Annotated in this window: 12 protein-coding genes; 8 read left to right on the forward strand and 4 right to left on the reverse strand. The window is 66.3% G+C overall.

Translation table 11 applies throughout. The features are described from left to right. Positions 1 to 6: 6 nt before the first annotated feature. From LVJ94_30140 to larE, 6 genes are all read left to right on the forward strand, one after another. A complete protein-coding gene (locus LVJ94_30140; protein WXB01167.1) occupies positions 7 to 1,155 on the forward strand; it encodes a DNA-protecting protein DprA in 1,149 nt (382 codons plus the stop codon). Beyond that, complete coding sequence (gene topA, locus LVJ94_30145; GenBank protein WXB01168.1) at positions 1,052 to 3,568, forward strand: type I DNA topoisomerase; 2,517 nt, start codon at positions 1,052 to 1,054, stop codon at positions 3,566 to 3,568. Before LVJ94_30140 ends, topA begins: the two co-directional genes overlap by 104 nt. A 168-nt stretch (positions 3,569 to 3,736) precedes the next feature. Then, on the forward strand, positions 3,737 to 4,294 hold the full coding sequence (locus tag LVJ94_30150; protein WXB01169.1) for a hypothetical protein: 558 nt from the start codon (positions 3,737 to 3,739) through the stop codon (positions 4,292 to 4,294). 76 nt (positions 4,295 to 4,370) lie between these two features. Then, complete coding sequence (locus LVJ94_30155; protein WXB01170.1) at positions 4,371 to 5,510, forward strand: glycosyltransferase family 4 protein; 1,140 nt, start codon at positions 4,371 to 4,373, stop codon at positions 5,508 to 5,510. Between the two features lie 12 nt (positions 5,511 to 5,522). Then, positions 5,523 to 6,449, forward strand: a complete 927-nt coding sequence (locus LVJ94_30160; GenBank protein ID WXB01171.1) for a LysR substrate-binding domain-containing protein — start codon at positions 5,523 to 5,525, stop codon at positions 6,447 to 6,449. A 20-nt stretch (positions 6,450 to 6,469) separates the two neighbouring features. Beyond that, positions 6,470 to 7,330 (forward strand): ATP-dependent sacrificial sulfur transferase LarE, encoded by an 861-nt coding sequence (larE, locus tag LVJ94_30165; GenBank protein ID WXB01172.1) that lies wholly within the window; start codon positions 6,470 to 6,472, stop codon positions 7,328 to 7,330. Between the two features lie 187 nt (positions 7,331 to 7,517). Here larE and LVJ94_30170 read toward each other — a convergent pair whose 3' ends face one another. The 4 genes from LVJ94_30170 to LVJ94_30185 form a co-directional block, all read right to left on the reverse strand. Next, the gene (locus LVJ94_30170; protein WXB01173.1) at positions 7,518 to 8,942 is read right to left on the reverse strand and encodes a HAMP domain-containing histidine kinase; all 1,425 of its coding nucleotides are present in this window, start codon (positions 8,940 to 8,942) and stop codon (positions 7,518 to 7,520) included. Then, positions 8,935 to 9,351 (reverse strand): response regulator, encoded by a 417-nt coding sequence (locus tag LVJ94_30175; protein ID WXB01174.1) that lies wholly within the window; start codon positions 9,349 to 9,351, stop codon positions 8,935 to 8,937. Before LVJ94_30175 ends, LVJ94_30170 begins: the two co-directional genes overlap by 8 nt. A gap of 10 nt (positions 9,352 to 9,361) precedes the next feature. Next, positions 9,362 to 10,498 carry a hypothetical protein gene (locus tag LVJ94_30180; protein WXB01175.1) on the reverse strand — a complete coding sequence of 379 codons (1,137 nt, stop codon included), beginning with the start codon at positions 10,496 to 10,498 and terminating at the stop codon, positions 9,362 to 9,364. Positions 10,499 to 10,574: 76 nt separating this feature from the next. Next, complete coding sequence (locus tag LVJ94_30185; protein WXB01176.1) at positions 10,575 to 12,296, reverse strand: serine/threonine protein kinase; 1,722 nt, start codon at positions 12,294 to 12,296, stop codon at positions 10,575 to 10,577. A 76-nt stretch (positions 12,297 to 12,372) separates the two neighbouring features. Between LVJ94_30185 and LVJ94_30190 the strand changes: the two genes are divergently transcribed. Both LVJ94_30190 and LVJ94_30195 read left to right on the forward strand, forming a co-directional pair. Further along, the gene (locus tag LVJ94_30190) at positions 12,373 to 13,368 is read left to right on the forward strand and encodes an NFACT RNA binding domain-containing protein (GenBank protein WXB01177.1); all 996 of its coding nucleotides are present in this window, start codon (positions 12,373 to 12,375) and stop codon (positions 13,366 to 13,368) included. A 4-nt stretch (positions 13,369 to 13,372) separates the two neighbouring features. Next, positions 13,373 to 15,913 carry a dynamin family protein gene (locus LVJ94_30195; GenBank protein ID WXB01178.1) on the forward strand — a complete coding sequence of 847 codons (2,541 nt, stop codon included), beginning with the start codon at positions 13,373 to 13,375 and terminating at the stop codon, positions 15,911 to 15,913. Positions 15,914 to 15,923: the final 10 nt, after the last annotated feature.

The following is a 15,923-nucleotide window of genomic DNA, read 5'->3' on the forward strand; positions in this document are numbered from 1 at the left end:
CCAAACGTGAACACCCCGCATCGGCACACCCCGGACGATCCGCGCTTTCCTTCCCGCCTCGCGGCGCTCGATCCGCCCATTTCCGAGGTCACCATCCAGGGCCAACTCGGTCCAGGATGGGTCGTGGCCATCGTGGGCACCCGCGAACCTACGCCCGAGGCGGAGGCCTTCGCGCACGATCTGGCGGCATTTTGTGCGTCGAACGGTGTGATCGTCGCCTCGGGTGGTGCACTGGGGATCGATGCGGCGGCACATCGCGGCGCACTCTCGGTGGGCGGATGCACGTGGGCGGTGCTTCCCACGGGGTGCGATCACGTTGCACCGGAGGAACACGCGCCGCTGTACGAGCAGATCGTCGCCGAAGACGGCGCGCTGGTTTGGCCCTTTCCGAGCAGCGCGGTGGCCCATCTTTCGACGTATTTCCCGAGAAATCGCGCGCTGGTGGCGCTGAGCGATGCCGTCGTCGTGGTGCAAGCCGGCATCCCATCGGGTGCGCTCAACGCGGCCAAGCATGCGCGCCTGCTCGAGCGGCCGCTTTGGGTCGTCTCACCGCCCGCATGGGATATGCGTTACGCCGGATCGCTCGACCTGCTCGAGCGGGGAGCGCGACCGCTCACCCGGGGAAAACAGCTCCTTGCCTCTTTGGGACTCGTCCCGCGCCGCCGTTCTGGGCAGTCTGACATCCAACCACGGGAGCCCACGAAACCTACACGACGGAGGCGACGTACAAAAGAGGAGGAGCAGTCGGCTCTGCTTTTCGACCCGGAGTCAACAAGTGCCTCAACTGGAGCAAACACACCCACACCTCCGCACAAATCTTTTGTGCCAACCATTGAAGCTCAAGCGCTCTTTCGTGTGGCGGAAACCATGCCACTTCATATAGATGAGCTCATCAATCGGACGCAGCTACCGGCCGCGGCCGTAAGCACGGCGCTCTTGACCCTTGCCTTGGAGAACGTACTAGTAGAGGGCCCGAGCGGGTCCTTCCGCCGGGCTGACGCGTATAAACACCTGTCATCATTGAACTTTTTGCCGAAAGACGCAGAGAACGATGGCGAAGACGCTCGTAGTCGTCGAGTCGCCCGCCAAGGCGAAGACGATCAAGAAGTACCTGGGGGCTCACTACGAGGTCGTCGCATCGAAGGGCCACGTTAAGGATCTGCCCAAAAAGCTGGGCATCAATATCGAGAACGGTTTCGAAGAGACGTACGAGGTCATCGCCGGCAAGGAGAAGGTCCTGGCCGAACTGAAGACCGCGGCCAAAAACGTCGAAGAAGTCCTGCTCGCAACCGACCCCGACCGTGAAGGCGAAGCGATTGCGTGGCACTTGGCCGAGGAGTTGGGCGGCAGCAAGAAAGTCACGAAGCGCGTCGAGTTCCACGAGATCACCAAGGCCGGTGTTCAACGCGGTGTCGACTCGCCGCGGGAGCTGAACAAACAGCTCTACGATGCGCAACGCGCACGCCGCGTCCTCGATCGGATCGTGGGCTACGACGTGTCGGCGCTCGTGTGGTCCAAGCTGGCGTTCGGGCTGAGCGCGGGCCGCGTGCAGAGCGTGGCGCTGAGGCTCATCGTCGACCGCGAGCGCGAGATCGAAGCGTTCGTCCCCGTCGAATATTGGAACACCAGCGTCGGCCTCTCCAAGGCCGCGGGTGCGAAGACACCGTTCATCTCCCGCCTCACGACGCGCGACGGGAAGAAGTTCGCCGTCGAGAACGCGGAGAACGCGGACGTCGTGCGTGGCCACCTGAAGTCGGCCGCGTACACCATCGCGAAGATCACGCGTTCGGAGCGAAAGCGAAAGGCCCCCGCTCCGTACACCACGAGCAAGCTTCAACAGGACGCGGTGAACCGCCTCGGCTTCGGCGCCAAGCGCACCATGCAGGTCGCGCAGGGCTTGTACGAAGGTGTGGATCTCGGCAAGGACGGCGGTCCCGTCGGTCTCATCACGTACATGCGTACCGACTCCACGCGCCTGTCGCCGGAGGCGGTGGGAGCGTGCCGTGATCGCATCGAGCAGGTTTACGGCAAGGAGTACCTGCCCGCGAACCCGCCCGTCTTCAAATCGAAGAAGGGCGCGCAAGATGCGCACGAAGCCATCCGCCCGACGAGCCTCGAGCTTTCGCCCGAGACGGTGCGAAAGCACCTCAAGGAAGAGCAGTTCAAGCTCTACAAATTGATCTGGGATCGCTTCGTCGCCTGCCAGATGAAGGAAGCCGTCTACGATCAGACGGGCGTCGACATCGAGGCTGCGGTGAGCGGCGGTCCGACGTACGGACTGCGCGCGAGCGGTCGCGTGCTCAAGTTCCCCGGCTGGCTTGCAGCGGTCGGCGAGGGCGGAGGCAAGGGCGAGCTCGCCGGCGAAGAAGAAGCCGACGAGGCGGCGAAGGCCGCAGCGCTCAAGCCGGATGCCGAAGCGGCATCGGACGACGAGGCCTCGCTGCCCGAGCTGTCCGAGGGCGAGAAGCTCAAGATCGTCGACCCGCCGGGCGTGCTCACGGAGCAGAAGTTCACGCAGCCGCCGCCGCGCTACAACGAAGGCTCGCTCGTGCGCGAGTTGGAAGATCGCGGCATCGGCCGCCCGAGCACGTACGCCGAGATCATCAGCAAGGTGCAGGCGCGCGACTACGTCGAGAAGCTCGACAACCGCTTCCGCCCCACCACGCTCGGCATGTACGTGGTCGATGGCCTCGTGCGCAGCGAGCTCGATTTCATGGACCCGGCCTTCACCTCCAGCATGGAGGAGCAGCTCGACGAGGTCGAGGCAGGCAACGAAGACCGCGTGGTGCTGCTGTCGCGCTTCTACAAGCGCTTCCGAAAGCAGCTCGACGAGGGGAAGAAGCAAAAGCGCTGGAATCCCGAGCCGGAGCCGACGGGCGAGATCTGCGACGTCTGCAACGAAGGCGAGATGATGAAGCGCTGGTCGAAGAACGGATGGTTCCTCGGCTGCGCGAACTACCCCAAGTGCAAGAACACGCGCGACCTCGGGCCCGACGGCAAAGGCACGCAGGTCCGCGAGACGGACGTCATCTGCGACAAGTGCACCAAGCCGATGGTGATCCGCAGCGGCCGATACGGCGAGTTCCTCTCGTGCACGGGTTACCCCGGGTGCAAGAACGCGAAGCCCGTGCCGCTGGGCGTGCCTTGCCCCAAGTGCGGTGGAGACCTCATCGAGGTCCGTCCGAAGAAGAAGGGCGGGAAGACGTTCTACGGCTGCTCGAATTACAATCACGAGACGCTGAAGTGCGATTTCAAGCTCTGGCAAAAGCCAATTCAGTCACCCTGCCCCGACTGCGGTGCAGCGTTCTTGGTGATGGGCGGCACGAAGGCCAAACCGATGATCGCTTGTGCCAACAAAGAGTGCGGCTACAAGCGCTCTCCGGATGCGCCGGAGCCGGAAGTGGCAAACTCAGTGACCACTGACGCGAACGGATCCACGGTGTCGAGCGAACCTCCTGGCGGAAATGCCGAAGAGGAGGTCGCCTCAAAAACGCGGCCATCGGGCCCTGCAGGCAAGCTGCCGAGCGCGGATGGCATTGCCGTCGCGCGCGCTGTCAGCCAGAGCTAATTACGACAATCACGCAATTCATGATTGGGGGGGACTGGCTGAAGCGTAAATCGCAGCCAATAAAAGTGTGTAGTGGGCAAGAAAAGCCAAAAAGAACGGGACCGCCTAGCGCTAGCATGTGCTAAGGACCAACGCACAATCGATAAGGCGCGGTCCAAGGGGGTACGAATGAAGCTGTGGACGCAAGAACGTGCGCGACCCACGCGTCCTCGACGGGTTTCTTCTGGTCAAATGCGTGTCGGAACTCCGGTTTGGGATTTACCGTCGCTCGTCGAAGTGGCCGACGTTATCGTCATCGCTTCTGCGCTTGAAGATCGCGCCTGTTGGGAAGACGGGCGCATCGTCACCTATTCTCGCGTCCGTATCGACCGAGCGATCGCTGGGCATCTTGGCTCCGAGCCGCTCTGGATTCGCACGAAGGGCGGGACCATCGGCAGCATCTGCCAATTCGTCGATGGCGAGGCGGTCCTTCAGAAGACATGGCCCTCGCTGCTCTTCTTGGTCCGCGTCCCCGGAGCGGGCTTCGAGGTTGCCGGCGGTGCGCATGGTCAGTTCCCCATCGTGCTCGGCCCCCAGGACGAACCACGGGCCATTCCGAGCCCCTGGCTCTGCGTTCTGAACCCCATCGCCGAAGAGTTGAAACTGGATCCGTTCTCGACGGTCACGCTCGACAAGATCTCGCGTGATCTTTCGAAGAGCTGGAACCGCGCTCATCCATCTAAGTGAGGGGGCTCGTAAGTGACGGGGCACCCAAGTAACGGGGCTTGAAGCTCAGCGGAGCTTCGCGCAACGTATGCCGCACATGAACCGTGCGCTGCGGATAGCCTTCGTCTGCGATCTTCTCGAAGAGGAATGGCCGAGCATGGATCTCGTCGCCGAGATGCTGCTCGCGCACGCCCAGCGCGACGAACGCGTCAGCACCATGCGCATCCGTCCCGCCTTCGCACGAAGGCTCTCACGGCTGCCGCTTGGTGCGCGGCGCGAGCGCTTCGCCTTCAACGCCGACCGACTCGTCAATCGCATCTGGGATGTGCCGCGTGCAGCGCGCAGCGCGCGTCGTCTGAACGACGTCTTTCATGTCTGCGACCATAGCTACGCCCACGCGGTGCATGCGCTGCCGGCCGAGCGGGTCGGTGTCTACTGCCACGACCTCGACGCCTTTCGCTGCCTGCTCGAGCCCCGGGTCGAGCCGCGCCCGCTGTGGTTTCGCGCCATGGCGCAACGTCTCCTTCGCGGGATGGAGAAGGCGCGCATCGTCTTCTTCTCGACGGGCGCCGTGCGCGATGCCATTCGCAAGTACGACCTTCTCGACGAGCGAAAGCTGGTGCAGGCCTACTACGGCGTCTCGCCCGAGTTTCGCGTGACACCGGAGGCCCCGGTGAGCCTCGAGCACTTGCCGATCCACACGCTCGGCGGAAAGCCGTTCCTGCTCCACGTGGGAAGCTGCATCCCGCGCAAACGCATCGACGTCCTGCTCGACGTCTTCGCCGAGGCGCGGCGCGAGCATCCCGATCTGCGCCTCGTGCAAATCGGCGGCACGTGGACCGACGAGCAGCGCGCCCGCATCGAGCGGCTTCACATCGGCGACGCCCTGGTGCAATTCCGCGGCATCGACCGCACCGAGTTGGCCGAGATTTACCGGCGCGCGACCTTGGTGCTCATGCCGAGCGAGTTCGAAGGCTTCGGCCTTCCCGTCATCGAAGCCCTCTCGTGTGGCGCCACGGTGCTCGCCAGCGACATCCCGCCGCTGCGCGAGGTGGGCAACGACGCCGTCTCCTTGCTGCCCGTGGCCGACATCGGCGCGTGGAGCACGCACGCCGTGAAGCTTCTGCGCGATCCTTCCCAAGGCCCCTCGGCGGACGTGCGCCTCGCCCAGGCGGCGCGCTTTTCCTGGACGTCGCACGCGAAAATCATCGTCGATACGTACCTCGGGCTCTCGTAGCATTCGGAGCGAATGCCGAGCCGCCCGCAGCTGCCTTCGCTCAGCGCCATCCGCGTCTTCGAGGCCGCGGCGCGCCATGAGAGCTTCACCCGGGCCGCGGAAGAATTGGGCATGACGCAGGCCGCGGTCAGCTACCAAATCAAGTCGCTCGAGGAGGAACTCGGCCTGGCGCTCTTTCAACGCCTCCCGCGCAAGGTCGTCCTCACCCCGATGGGCAAGCGCCTCGCAACGCCGGTCACGGAGGCGTTCTCCACGCTTCGTTCGGCCTTCGCCGAGAACGTGGAGCGCTCTGAGGGCGAGCTCTCCATCACGACCTTGCCGACGTTCGCCTCCAAGTGGCTCGTGCACCGTCTCGGCACGTTCCAATTGCAGAACCCCAAGCTGGCCGTCCGCCTCGATACATCGATTGCCCTGGCCGATCTCACGACGGGCCAATTCGACGTGAGCATCCGCAGCGGCGCCGGCAACTGGCCCGGCATGGTCACCCACTTCTTGCTGCCCAATCTGTACACGCCCCTGGTCAGCCCGAAGCTGCTCAAAACCTTGGGCCCCCGCCCCTCCCCCCGCGATCTCGCCAGGCTCCCACTGTTGGGCCGCACGGATTGGTGGATCAACTGGCTCGCCCACGCCGGCGCCACCGACGTGGATCTCTCGGGGCGGGTCGAGCTCGCGCTCTACGTCGAGGAATTCGACGTCAAATCGGCCATCGCCGGCCATGGCGTGGCCATCGCCTCGCCGATCTTTTTCGCCAAGGAGCTGGAGTCGGGCAGCCTGGTGAACCCTTTCCCGCCCGTCATCCGCGACCCGCTCGACTATTGGCTGGCGTACCCGGAGTTCCGCCAGCGCTCCGAGAAAATACGGACCTTCGTCAAATGGATCCTGGCCGAGGCGAAGCCCGAAGCGAGCCCAAAGGGCGCTCGGCGGGCCAGCCGGACGTAATTTTGCTAGATCACAGCCTCGTGGAAGAACGGGATCCGCACCTTCAGCGCTTGTTTTCGCTTCTGTCCGACATGGGCTCGGTGCTCGTGTGCTACTCGGGCGGCGTCGACAGCGCCTTCGTGCTCGCTGCCGCGCACCGCGTCCTCGGCCCGCGGGCCATCGGGATGACCGCCGTGAGCCCGAGCCTCCCCTCGTTCGAGCGCGAGGCGGCCATCGACATTGCGCGGCAGATCGGCGCACGGCACGAGCTGGTCGCATCGAGCGAAATCGAAGACGACAAGTACCGAAAGAACGACGTCGACCGCTGTTTTCACTGCAAATCGGAGCTGTATCGTCTCAGCTCGAAAAAGAAGGTCGATTGGTCCCTCGACTGGGTTCTCAACGGCACCAACCTGGACGACCTCGGTGACTACCGCCCCGGCCTCGAGGCGGCGAAGAATGCGGACGTGCGCAGCGTCCTCGTCGAGTGCGGTTTTCGCAAAGAGGACGTGCGCCGCGGCGCCGCGCTCCTCGGCCTGCCGGTGTGGAACAAGCCAGCCTCGGCGTGCCTCTCGAGCCGCATCCCCTACGGCACCGAAGTGACCCGCGAGCGCCTCGCCCAAATCGACGCGCTCGAAGCCGAGTTGCACCGCCTCGGCCTCCACCAAGTGCGCGTGCGCTGGCACGCCTTGGGCAGCACGAAAGACACCACCCCCGGCGCCATCGCCCGCATCGAAGTCGCCGCCAACGAGCTCCTCGGGGCCTTCGAGCAACGCGACGCCATCGTCGACGCCGGCAAACGCGCCGGCTTCCGCTACGTCACCCTCGACCTCCAAGGCTACCGCACCGGCAGCCACAACGAAGTCCTCACGGGGCGCAGTCTCCGCGTGGTGAACGGCTAGGAGAGCTAGGAGAGTTCACAGGAAGACGGGAAGACGGAAAGGACTGCCGGCACGCAGCAGCCCTGAACGCTTTTTTTTGGGTTTTCCATTGGCCAACTGCGCGAACTGAAAACACAAGAAAAGCCTTCTGCGACGTCCGTGCCGTCAGACCTTCCCGCCTTCCCGCCTTCATGTAAATCCTCTCCTCTTAGAACTGCGAGAGTGACTTTTTCGAGGAGGGGGTGGGTGGGGCCTTCGAGAAGTCTGCGGGGAGGGTCACACGGAACATGGTGCCGACGCCGACTGTGGACTCGGCGGAGACGGTGCCGCCTAGGCGGGTGACCACGGCGTGCACGATGGCGAGGCCCAGGCCCGAGCCGCCGAACTTGCGCGAGACTTTGTGGTCCACCTGACGGAATGGCTCCCAGATGCTCTGCAGCGACTGTGGTTCGATGCCGATGCCCGTGTCCTGCACCTCGATGACGACGTTCTTTCCGGCCGGGCGCACGCTGGTGATGACTTCGCCCTTCTCGGTGAATTTCACCGCATTGCCGACGATGTTCGTGAAGACCTGCTGCAGCTTCACGAAATCGCCCCGGACGCGCGGGACGTCGGGCTGCACGTCGAGCGTCAGCTTCAGCGGCTTGTGCCCGATGAGCCCCTCGGCGCGCGCAATGCAGCGCTCGAGCACCTCGGTGATGGCCACCGGCTCGATGAAGAACTTCATATGGTCCGACTCGAGCTTGGCCACGTCGAGAATGTTGTTGATGATGGCCAAAAGCTCGCGCGACACATGGAGAATCTTGCGCGCGTACCCACGGACGTCCTCGTTGGTGCTCGGGTTGTCCTCGACCATCGAGGCGAAACCGCCGATGGACACGAGTGGTGTGCGCAGCTCGTGGGACATGTTGGTGAAGAACTCGCTCCGCGCGGCGCGTTCGCCTTCGCGGCGCCGCTGCTCCAGGTCCGTCGTTCGGGCCCGCACGCGGGCGCGCCACCACATGGCAACGATGGCAATGAGCACGAGTAGGATCGCGGCGACGGCTTCGACCGCCGTCCACTGACCTTGCACCGCGCGGTGCAGACCGTCGAAGCGCGCGCCGGCGCGCACGTCGGCGTCGATGACTTTGTCCGACCATTGATCGACCAGCGCCTGGCGAGCTCGCATTTCCTCGAGCACCTGCGGCCCCTCGCCCCGCTCGATGACGTCGCGCAGGCGTGTCACCCATTCGTTGGCCGCCCGGAGAAGCTGCGCGCGCCCCTGCTCGTCTTCGTCATCGGTCGCCGGGGTGCTGGCCAGCGCCCTCGACTTGTCCGCGACCTCCGCTTCGAGCTGCTGCCAATGCGCGTAAGAGCGGCCATGCCAATGCTCGAGAAGGCCGACGTAGAGCAGACGGCAGCCGCGCCGGATCTGCGTGCCCAACTCGATGTGGATCCGCTCGATCGACGCTTGATGATGAAACTCGTGAAGCTGCACCTGCAGGCGCGCCGCGTGGACCTGCAGAACGACGAAGCCCACCACGAGGAGCACCATCGCGAAGACGAAATAGCGCGTGGATGGTGGCGGGAGCTCGGGAGGCTGGGAGCCCCGAGGCCCCGCTTGCCCGACCGCGTTCGAACGCGAATCAGCCACGCGAGTCGCCCAGGGCCGTGGAAATGGCTTCGTAAAGCGCCGCGAGTCCGTCGGATTTGAGGACGTACGACGCCCGAGGTGTGGTGCGCGCCAGCTCGTAGAGCCTCTCCTCGTCCATGGACGAATAAAAGACGATGCGCATGTCCGGCACCGATTTGAGGCCCAAAAGGAGCTTGGCCAGCGAACCACCGTCGAGCGCGGGCATCATGACGTCGAGAACCACGATTTCCGGGCGGTGGCGTATGACCAACGAGCTCACGCCGAGCGCTGCGTTCGACGGAACGACACGGATGCCGCGCGCAGCCAGGTACGACCCGACTTGCACGAGCATGTCCGGATTGTCGTCCACGATGAGCACCGTGGGCAGGCGCGGCGAGGATTTGGATCGGGTGTCTTCTGGTGCCCCCATTCAGGAAAGCCTATCTCACGTCGGGATGCTGCGAATACCAAGTTCGCGCGGTGGCCTGAACGAGCGGAGTGCGCAATTGCGGATTGGGATGCGTGCGCAAAAAGCCAATCGGATTGAACACGGATATCCCTGACGCTCGGTCCAATCGGGAGAAGAAGTCGAAGAGCAGAATGCCTCCCTTCTCCGACCAACGGTATTGCGGACGCCGCGCCCGACCGGTATCGAGCACGTCGATAAGGCCATAGTTGTCCGCGGCGGCCTCGTTGAACTGGTTGAGCCCCGGCAAAATGCGCGTCACCAGGTGGCCAAGCACCGCGGGATTCGGCCCCGAGCTCATCGCCTGACCGTTCGCACAGCCGGTGTGTCCCAAATAGTGATGGGCGAGCTCGTGCCCGAAGGTAAAGGCGATGACATCGTCGAAGATCTCGCGCGCGCGGGAGAGGCGCTGCGGATTCATCAAATATTGCGAGGGGATGATGCCCGGAGGGAGCGCTGGGCTCGCCGGCTTCGCCTGCAGCAGGCGCGGGAGAACCGCATTCATGTACGCTTCGTACGTCTGCGTGCCGAACATCTCGTCGGTCGCGCGCGTTTGCGCCATGCCATCGACCGCATCGAGGATGCCCGCGGTGCCCGCCAAAAACGGCGCTCCGTTGTCGTCGCAACCCGCATAAGCGTTCACATCGGGGTCCTGGTCGAAGACGAGCGGGATGCCGCGAACCTTCTGCTGATTGCTCGCGTTGAGTTGCTGAATCAGCTCGCCAAGCACACCCCGCACCTCCGCTTGCTGCGCAAGCTGCCCGACCAAGGGTGCCAAAAGCGGGGCCTGACCCGGCATGGGGGCCGTCGGCGGGGGATACGGCTGTTGTTGCGGGGGATAATAGGGTGGCGGCTGTTGCTGCGGAGGATAGGGCTGTTGCTGGGGGTATGCCCCAGGTCCCGCTTGCGGGCCGGTTCCTGGACCCTGCGGGTAGCCATAGGGCCCCTGCGGTCCATAGGGCCCGGGGCCGTACTGCGGAGGCGGGTACTGCTGCGGGCGCGGCGAGGACTCCGAGGATTGGCACGCGCTGCTGCTGGTGGTGACCAAAAGAAGAAGGGCGAGCGGGGCGACTGCGCGGCGAAGCATGGACGCGACGTAGGACGGCTTCATGGGCGCGCCTATTCTGGCCGGTCGAAAACGCGCAGTCACCTTGTATCGTCGTCAGACCGCGCTCAATCTTTTGCGTCTACGTGACGTTCGCCGCGGGGGTGGCCGCTTCGCCCAGCTCGCGCAGGGCGGCCGCCAATGCGCGCGCATCTTGGAAGCGGTCGCGCGGGGACGGCGCAAGGGCGCGCTCGATGACGGTTTGCCACCCGATCGGGAGATTTCGCAGCGCGATTTTGATGCGCGCCGCCCGCGGCCCCGTGCCGACGGGGCTGGGGCCCGAAAGCCACAAACCGCTGGGCGTGGGCGGGGGCGGCTCGCCGACGAGGCACTCGTAAAGCACCGCACCGAGCGCGAACAGATCGCTGCGCGCGTCGATTTCGCCGCCTGTTTCCTGCTCGGGCGACATGTACCCGGGGGTACCGAGCGGCGCGCCCATGTTGGTGATGCGTGTCTCTTCCCATTCCACGCGGGCGATGCCGAAGTCGATCAACTTGACCCGTTCGTGCGCGGGGACGAGCGGGTCGGGTTGCTGCCGCTCCATGAAGATGTTCGACGGCTTGAGATCGCGATGCACCACGCCGGCGGCATGCACCGCGATCATGGCCTCGCAGATCTGAAGCGCCACGGAGAGCAATTCCTCGGGCGAGTAGGGCCCTTTGTTGCGAAGGCGCACGGCCAGCGACTCGCCGTCCAAGAGCTCCATGACGAGGTACGCGGTGCCGTCGGGCAGGTGCCCGTGGTCGATCATCTCGACGACGTTGGGATGCCACGCGAGACCAAGGGCCTCGGCTTCGCGCCGCAGACGGTCCGAGGCCACGGCGTCGTGGGCGGCGGCCGCGCGCAGCAACTTGATGGCCACCGGCAGATCGTCGCGGACGCGCACGGCTTCGTAGATGACGCCGCTCGCACCGGAGCCCATGCGCTGCTTGATGCGGTATTGCCCGGCCACCACCGTGCCCTCGAGCCGGCCGGCGGCGACGCGCTCGCGCGCCTCTTTGAGGGCCAAGTTGCGCTCGAGCGCGTTCACCCGCATCGACTGCGCGAAGATCTCCGCACGGCGCCGGTGCTCCCGCGCCCACGCGACTCCAAAGAGCGCACCGCCCGTGGCCGCCGCCGCGACGCAGAGAAGCTGCGAGGTCAGCGACAGCTCCGTGAAGAACGTCACACCGCCCAGAACCGAGCCCGCGGCACCGGCCACGGTGGTGGAGACCGCAACGCGCGACGGGTACCAACGCACCTCGAAGTCACACGAGAGCTCGCTCACGCCGCCCTTGCGCTTGTCGAGCAAGGTGACCTGGCCGCGCCCGTAGCCGAAAAGCGCGGGCACGGCACTGAGCTGGGCGAGACGCATGTCATCGAGCAGGCCGTCTTCCTCGATGCGCGGATCATGTGCAATGTGCACGCGTCCACGCCACATGCCGTTGCCCGAGACCAACGTTTGCCATCGGGTGGTGCGGCCGTATTCACTTTCGTTCGCATCGAGGCGGGAGAACGCATCGAGCGGGCCGCTGGTGCCGCGAAGCACGCGCATCCAGAAGCCGAGGTTGTCCGGCAAAATGAGGTAACGCCACGCCTTGATGATGGCGGCGCGCGAGGCGACGTCGACGAACGCGAGCAGCGCATCGTGCAGCGCGAGCAGGGACATGGGGCGCGTTTCGTCGTCCAGATCGTCGCGCTGGATGTGGCAGCGATGGAGCCAGGCATCGGCCTCCGCCGGCCCCTTGTCGACCTCCAGGTACATCAAGAGCGCCTTCACGAACGAAGTGCTCACCTGTCCTGCGGGGAAGCTCGTTCGATTCACGCCCTCTCCTATCCCCTTTAACCCTTGTTTCCAACTATAGCCCCTCGCAGCAAGGTAGGATCACCAGGAATCGCCAATGTCGACGCCACCGGAAAAAAGTGTCCAAGGGACTTCCCCTCAGGAAGCGCGGACCCTGGCCAAGGTGCAGAAAGCATTGGCGAAAGCCCAGGAAGAGGCGGCCGCGCTCACCTCTGCCCTCACCCGCGCCCGGCGGCGCCTTTCGCAGCGTATTGCGGCCGTCGAGCGCGATCTCGAGCGCATCGAGGAGGCCCAAGCATGGGCTGCACGCGCCTCGTGGCTGGTGGCGGCGGCGGCGCGGGCTCCGCGGGGGGCGAAATCGCTGGAGGTGAGCGACTGGTCCTCGGGCGAGGAGCAGGTGTTCTCGTTTCCGCTCGATCCAAGCCGGCCGGCGCGCGAGCAAGTGGAGGCGGCCTTTCAGCGCGCGCGGAGGTTGCGTCGCGGCAAGCCGTTGGCGGAGGAGCGGTTGCGCGCAGCCCGCCATGCCGTGACCGCCGCAGGAGAGCTCCTTGCGGAAATCGCGGCGTTGGCGCCGCCGAGTGACGAAGCCATCGAAGGGCTGCGGCAGCGGGCGGTGGCCGTGTTGCCGCATGATGTGCAACGGGGCATTCGCTCCCCCACCCCAGCCCTCCCCCGGAGGGGGAGGGAGGAGAAGAAGCCGCCGTTTCGCAGCTTTACTGCGCGGAGCGGGATGCGGATCCTCGTGGGGCGGCGGTCCGAGTCGAACGACGAGCTTACATTTCAGGTGTCACGGCCTCATCATCTGTGGCTGCACGTGAAGGATCAGCCGGGCGCGCACGTCATCGCATGGAACGAAAAGGGGAAGTCCCTCACGGAAGGCGAGCTGGTCGATGCGGCGACCCTGACGGCGCACTTTTCGGATGCGCGGGGCGAGCCGGTGGTCGATGTCACGTACACGCCGCGACGCTACGTGCGAAAACCACGGAAGGCGCCGCCCGGGCTCGTGATGGCCGATCGCGCGAAGGTCATCGCCGTGCGGATCGATCCGACGCTTTTGAAAACGCTGCTCGAGACCGAGGTGGACGAAGGATGATGCCGTGCGGCTGATCGAGGTCATTAGCCGATGGATGGGCCGGGTCGAGGTCGTCCTCGCGGGCGCCGAAGACGAGTTGCGCGCGGGTGAGCAGGCGCTGGCCGCGGGCGATCCCATGATTGCGCGCGCGCTCGCGCACTCGGTGCTCAAGCGCCTTCCGGGCTCGCTCCTCGGGCTGGCGCTTTTGGCCGATGCCTGCGAGGCCGCGGGGCTCGACGCGGAGCTGGCGCTCACGTTGGAGGAGCTCGCCAGCCTCGCCGGCTCGAATGCGGACGTTTGGGTGCGCCTCGCGCGGGCGCGCCAAAAGACGCTCGCCCCGGTCGAGGAGGTGCGCGACACCTTGGTGCGCGGCCTCGCCGTGGCCAGCCCGGGAAGCGAGGCGCGGCGCGAGGCGCTTTTGGAGCTGGCCGATCTGGACCTGGCCCAAGGCGATGGCGCACGCGCAGAACTCTGGCTCGAGCGACTCGCCGATCGGCGCTCGCCCGAAGTGGCGCTTCGACGCGCCGAAGCGCGCCTCGCCCAGAACGACGTGACCGGCGCACGCGCGGCCATCGAGGAGGCGCCGAGCGATCCCACGCACGGGCGCGCCGAATTGATCCGCGGCCGCGTCCTCGCCGTCGCGGGCGACAAAGCCGCGTTCGTGTCGCTCATCCGCGCGTACGTGCTCGAGGTCCCCGGCGCGGGCGAGCTTCTCTCGTCCACCTTGGCATGGGGCCCCAGCGACGACGAAATTCGCGCACGCGTGCGCCTCGTCGTCGAGCACCGCGAGGAGGCGAAGCTGGCCCGCTGGCGTGCCGCCTTCGCCCGTGCCGATGGCCGGCGGGACGAAGCGCGCGCCGCCCTTCGCGATGCGCTCGAGGGCGGCGATCTCACGGCCGCGCCTCCGCTTCTCGATGCCGCGCTGGAGGACGGCGATCCTGCGGCCCTCGCGGTCGCATTGGCCGCGGTGCCCGGCGGCGAGCACGATCCCACGGTGATCGATGCGCGAAAGCTGCCCGATCCCACCAAGCTGGGAAACTCCGAGGAGCTCGCGCCCTTGCTCGATCGCATGGCCACCGTCACCTCGGAGCGTGCGCGCCCCTGGGCCGAGGCCGTGCGCAAGCAGATTGCGCTCTTGTGGATCCCGCCGTCGGGCGAACCCGCCGCGTGGGGCCCGTTGCTCGAGCGGCTCGATGCGCACGCGCAGACCTTGCACGATCTGGAGGCGACCGCGCGCATCTCCGAGCTGTCCGCCGAGCGCACGCGCCCGGTGCGCGTGGCCATCGTGGGCGAATTCAACGCCGGAAAGAGCACGTTCATCAACGCGCTGATGGGCGCCGACGTCGCCCCCACCGGCGTGCTTCCCACGACGGCCACCCTGCACCACCTGCGGTATGCGCCCGATCCGATTGCGCGGATCCTCTCCGAGGCCGGGCCCGAGCGCATCGTGCCCGTGGGCCAGCTGCGTGCGACGTTGAAGGGTATCTCGCCGGACGCGATCCGCCGGGTGGAGATCCAGCTTCCCCTGCCCTCGCTCACCCGCGTCGAGATCATCGACACGCCGGGCTTCAATGCGCCCGACGTGCGCCACGGCGAGGCCGCGCGCGCGGCGTTCGACGAGGCCGACGCCGTCGTGTGGCTCTTCGACGCCGGACAAGCGTTGAAACAGAGCGAGCGGCTCGTTCTGGACGAGGCCAAGGCCGCGCGCATTCCGGTGCAGATCCTGGTGAACAAGGCCGATCGACTTTCGCCCGCCGATCTGGGCAAGGTCATGGACCGCGTCGCGCAGGAGCTCGGGGACCTGGGTGTCGCCTCGTGGACGACGCCGCTCGCGCTCTCCGCGCGCCTGGCCCTCGCGGGGCGTTTGGGCGACGAGAAAGCCCTGGCGGCCTCCGGGTGGACGGCGGTGCAGACGCTTCTCGACGAGCAGCTCGTCGGCCGCAGCACCGAGCTCAAAGAACGCGCCCTGCGCCGTCGCGCGGCACGCATCGTGGCGCATCTGCGCCAGCGGGCGGTCACCCTCGCGGATCAAGAGCGCACCGCGCACGACAGCGCCGTGCAGCACGCGAAGAGCATGGCGCGCCTCTCGGCGCTGCTCGATCGCGATGCGGAGGAAATCGCGAAGGCGCTGAGTACCTCGCTGGAACCGGCGCTGCAAGCCTGGCAGGGCGATCTCTCCGTGGTCGTCACCGGCCGCGAGCGCGAAGCCGTGGCCAGCGATCCGGTGTTGATGCGCTACCGCGTGGAGCGCGGGCTCGCGCGGGCGGTACCGCCGCTCTGCGATGCCCTCTCGGCCTTGGCGCGGGAAAAGAGCCGGGAGCGCGCTAGCCTGGCCTTGGGCCATGCGACGCTCGTCGAGATCCGCCCGGCCGACATGGTGCCGCTCGCGCGGGCACTGGTGCGGCAGCTTGCCTTCGCCGGGTCCACGAGCAGCCAGGCGCTCGCGCGGGCCGCCGTGAGCACCCTCATCGAGTACGCCTTCGCGCGGGCCACCCCGCAGCTGCCCGCGACCACGGCCACCTGGCTCGAACGGGAACTTTACAGCTTTGCCGAGGCTCTTCTGTGATCCCGGGCAA

This window comes from Sorangiineae bacterium MSr11367 (genome assembly GCA_037157805.1).
GTDB classification, from domain to species: domain Bacteria; phylum Myxococcota_A; class Polyangia; order Polyangiales; family Polyangiaceae; genus Pendulispora; species Pendulispora rubella.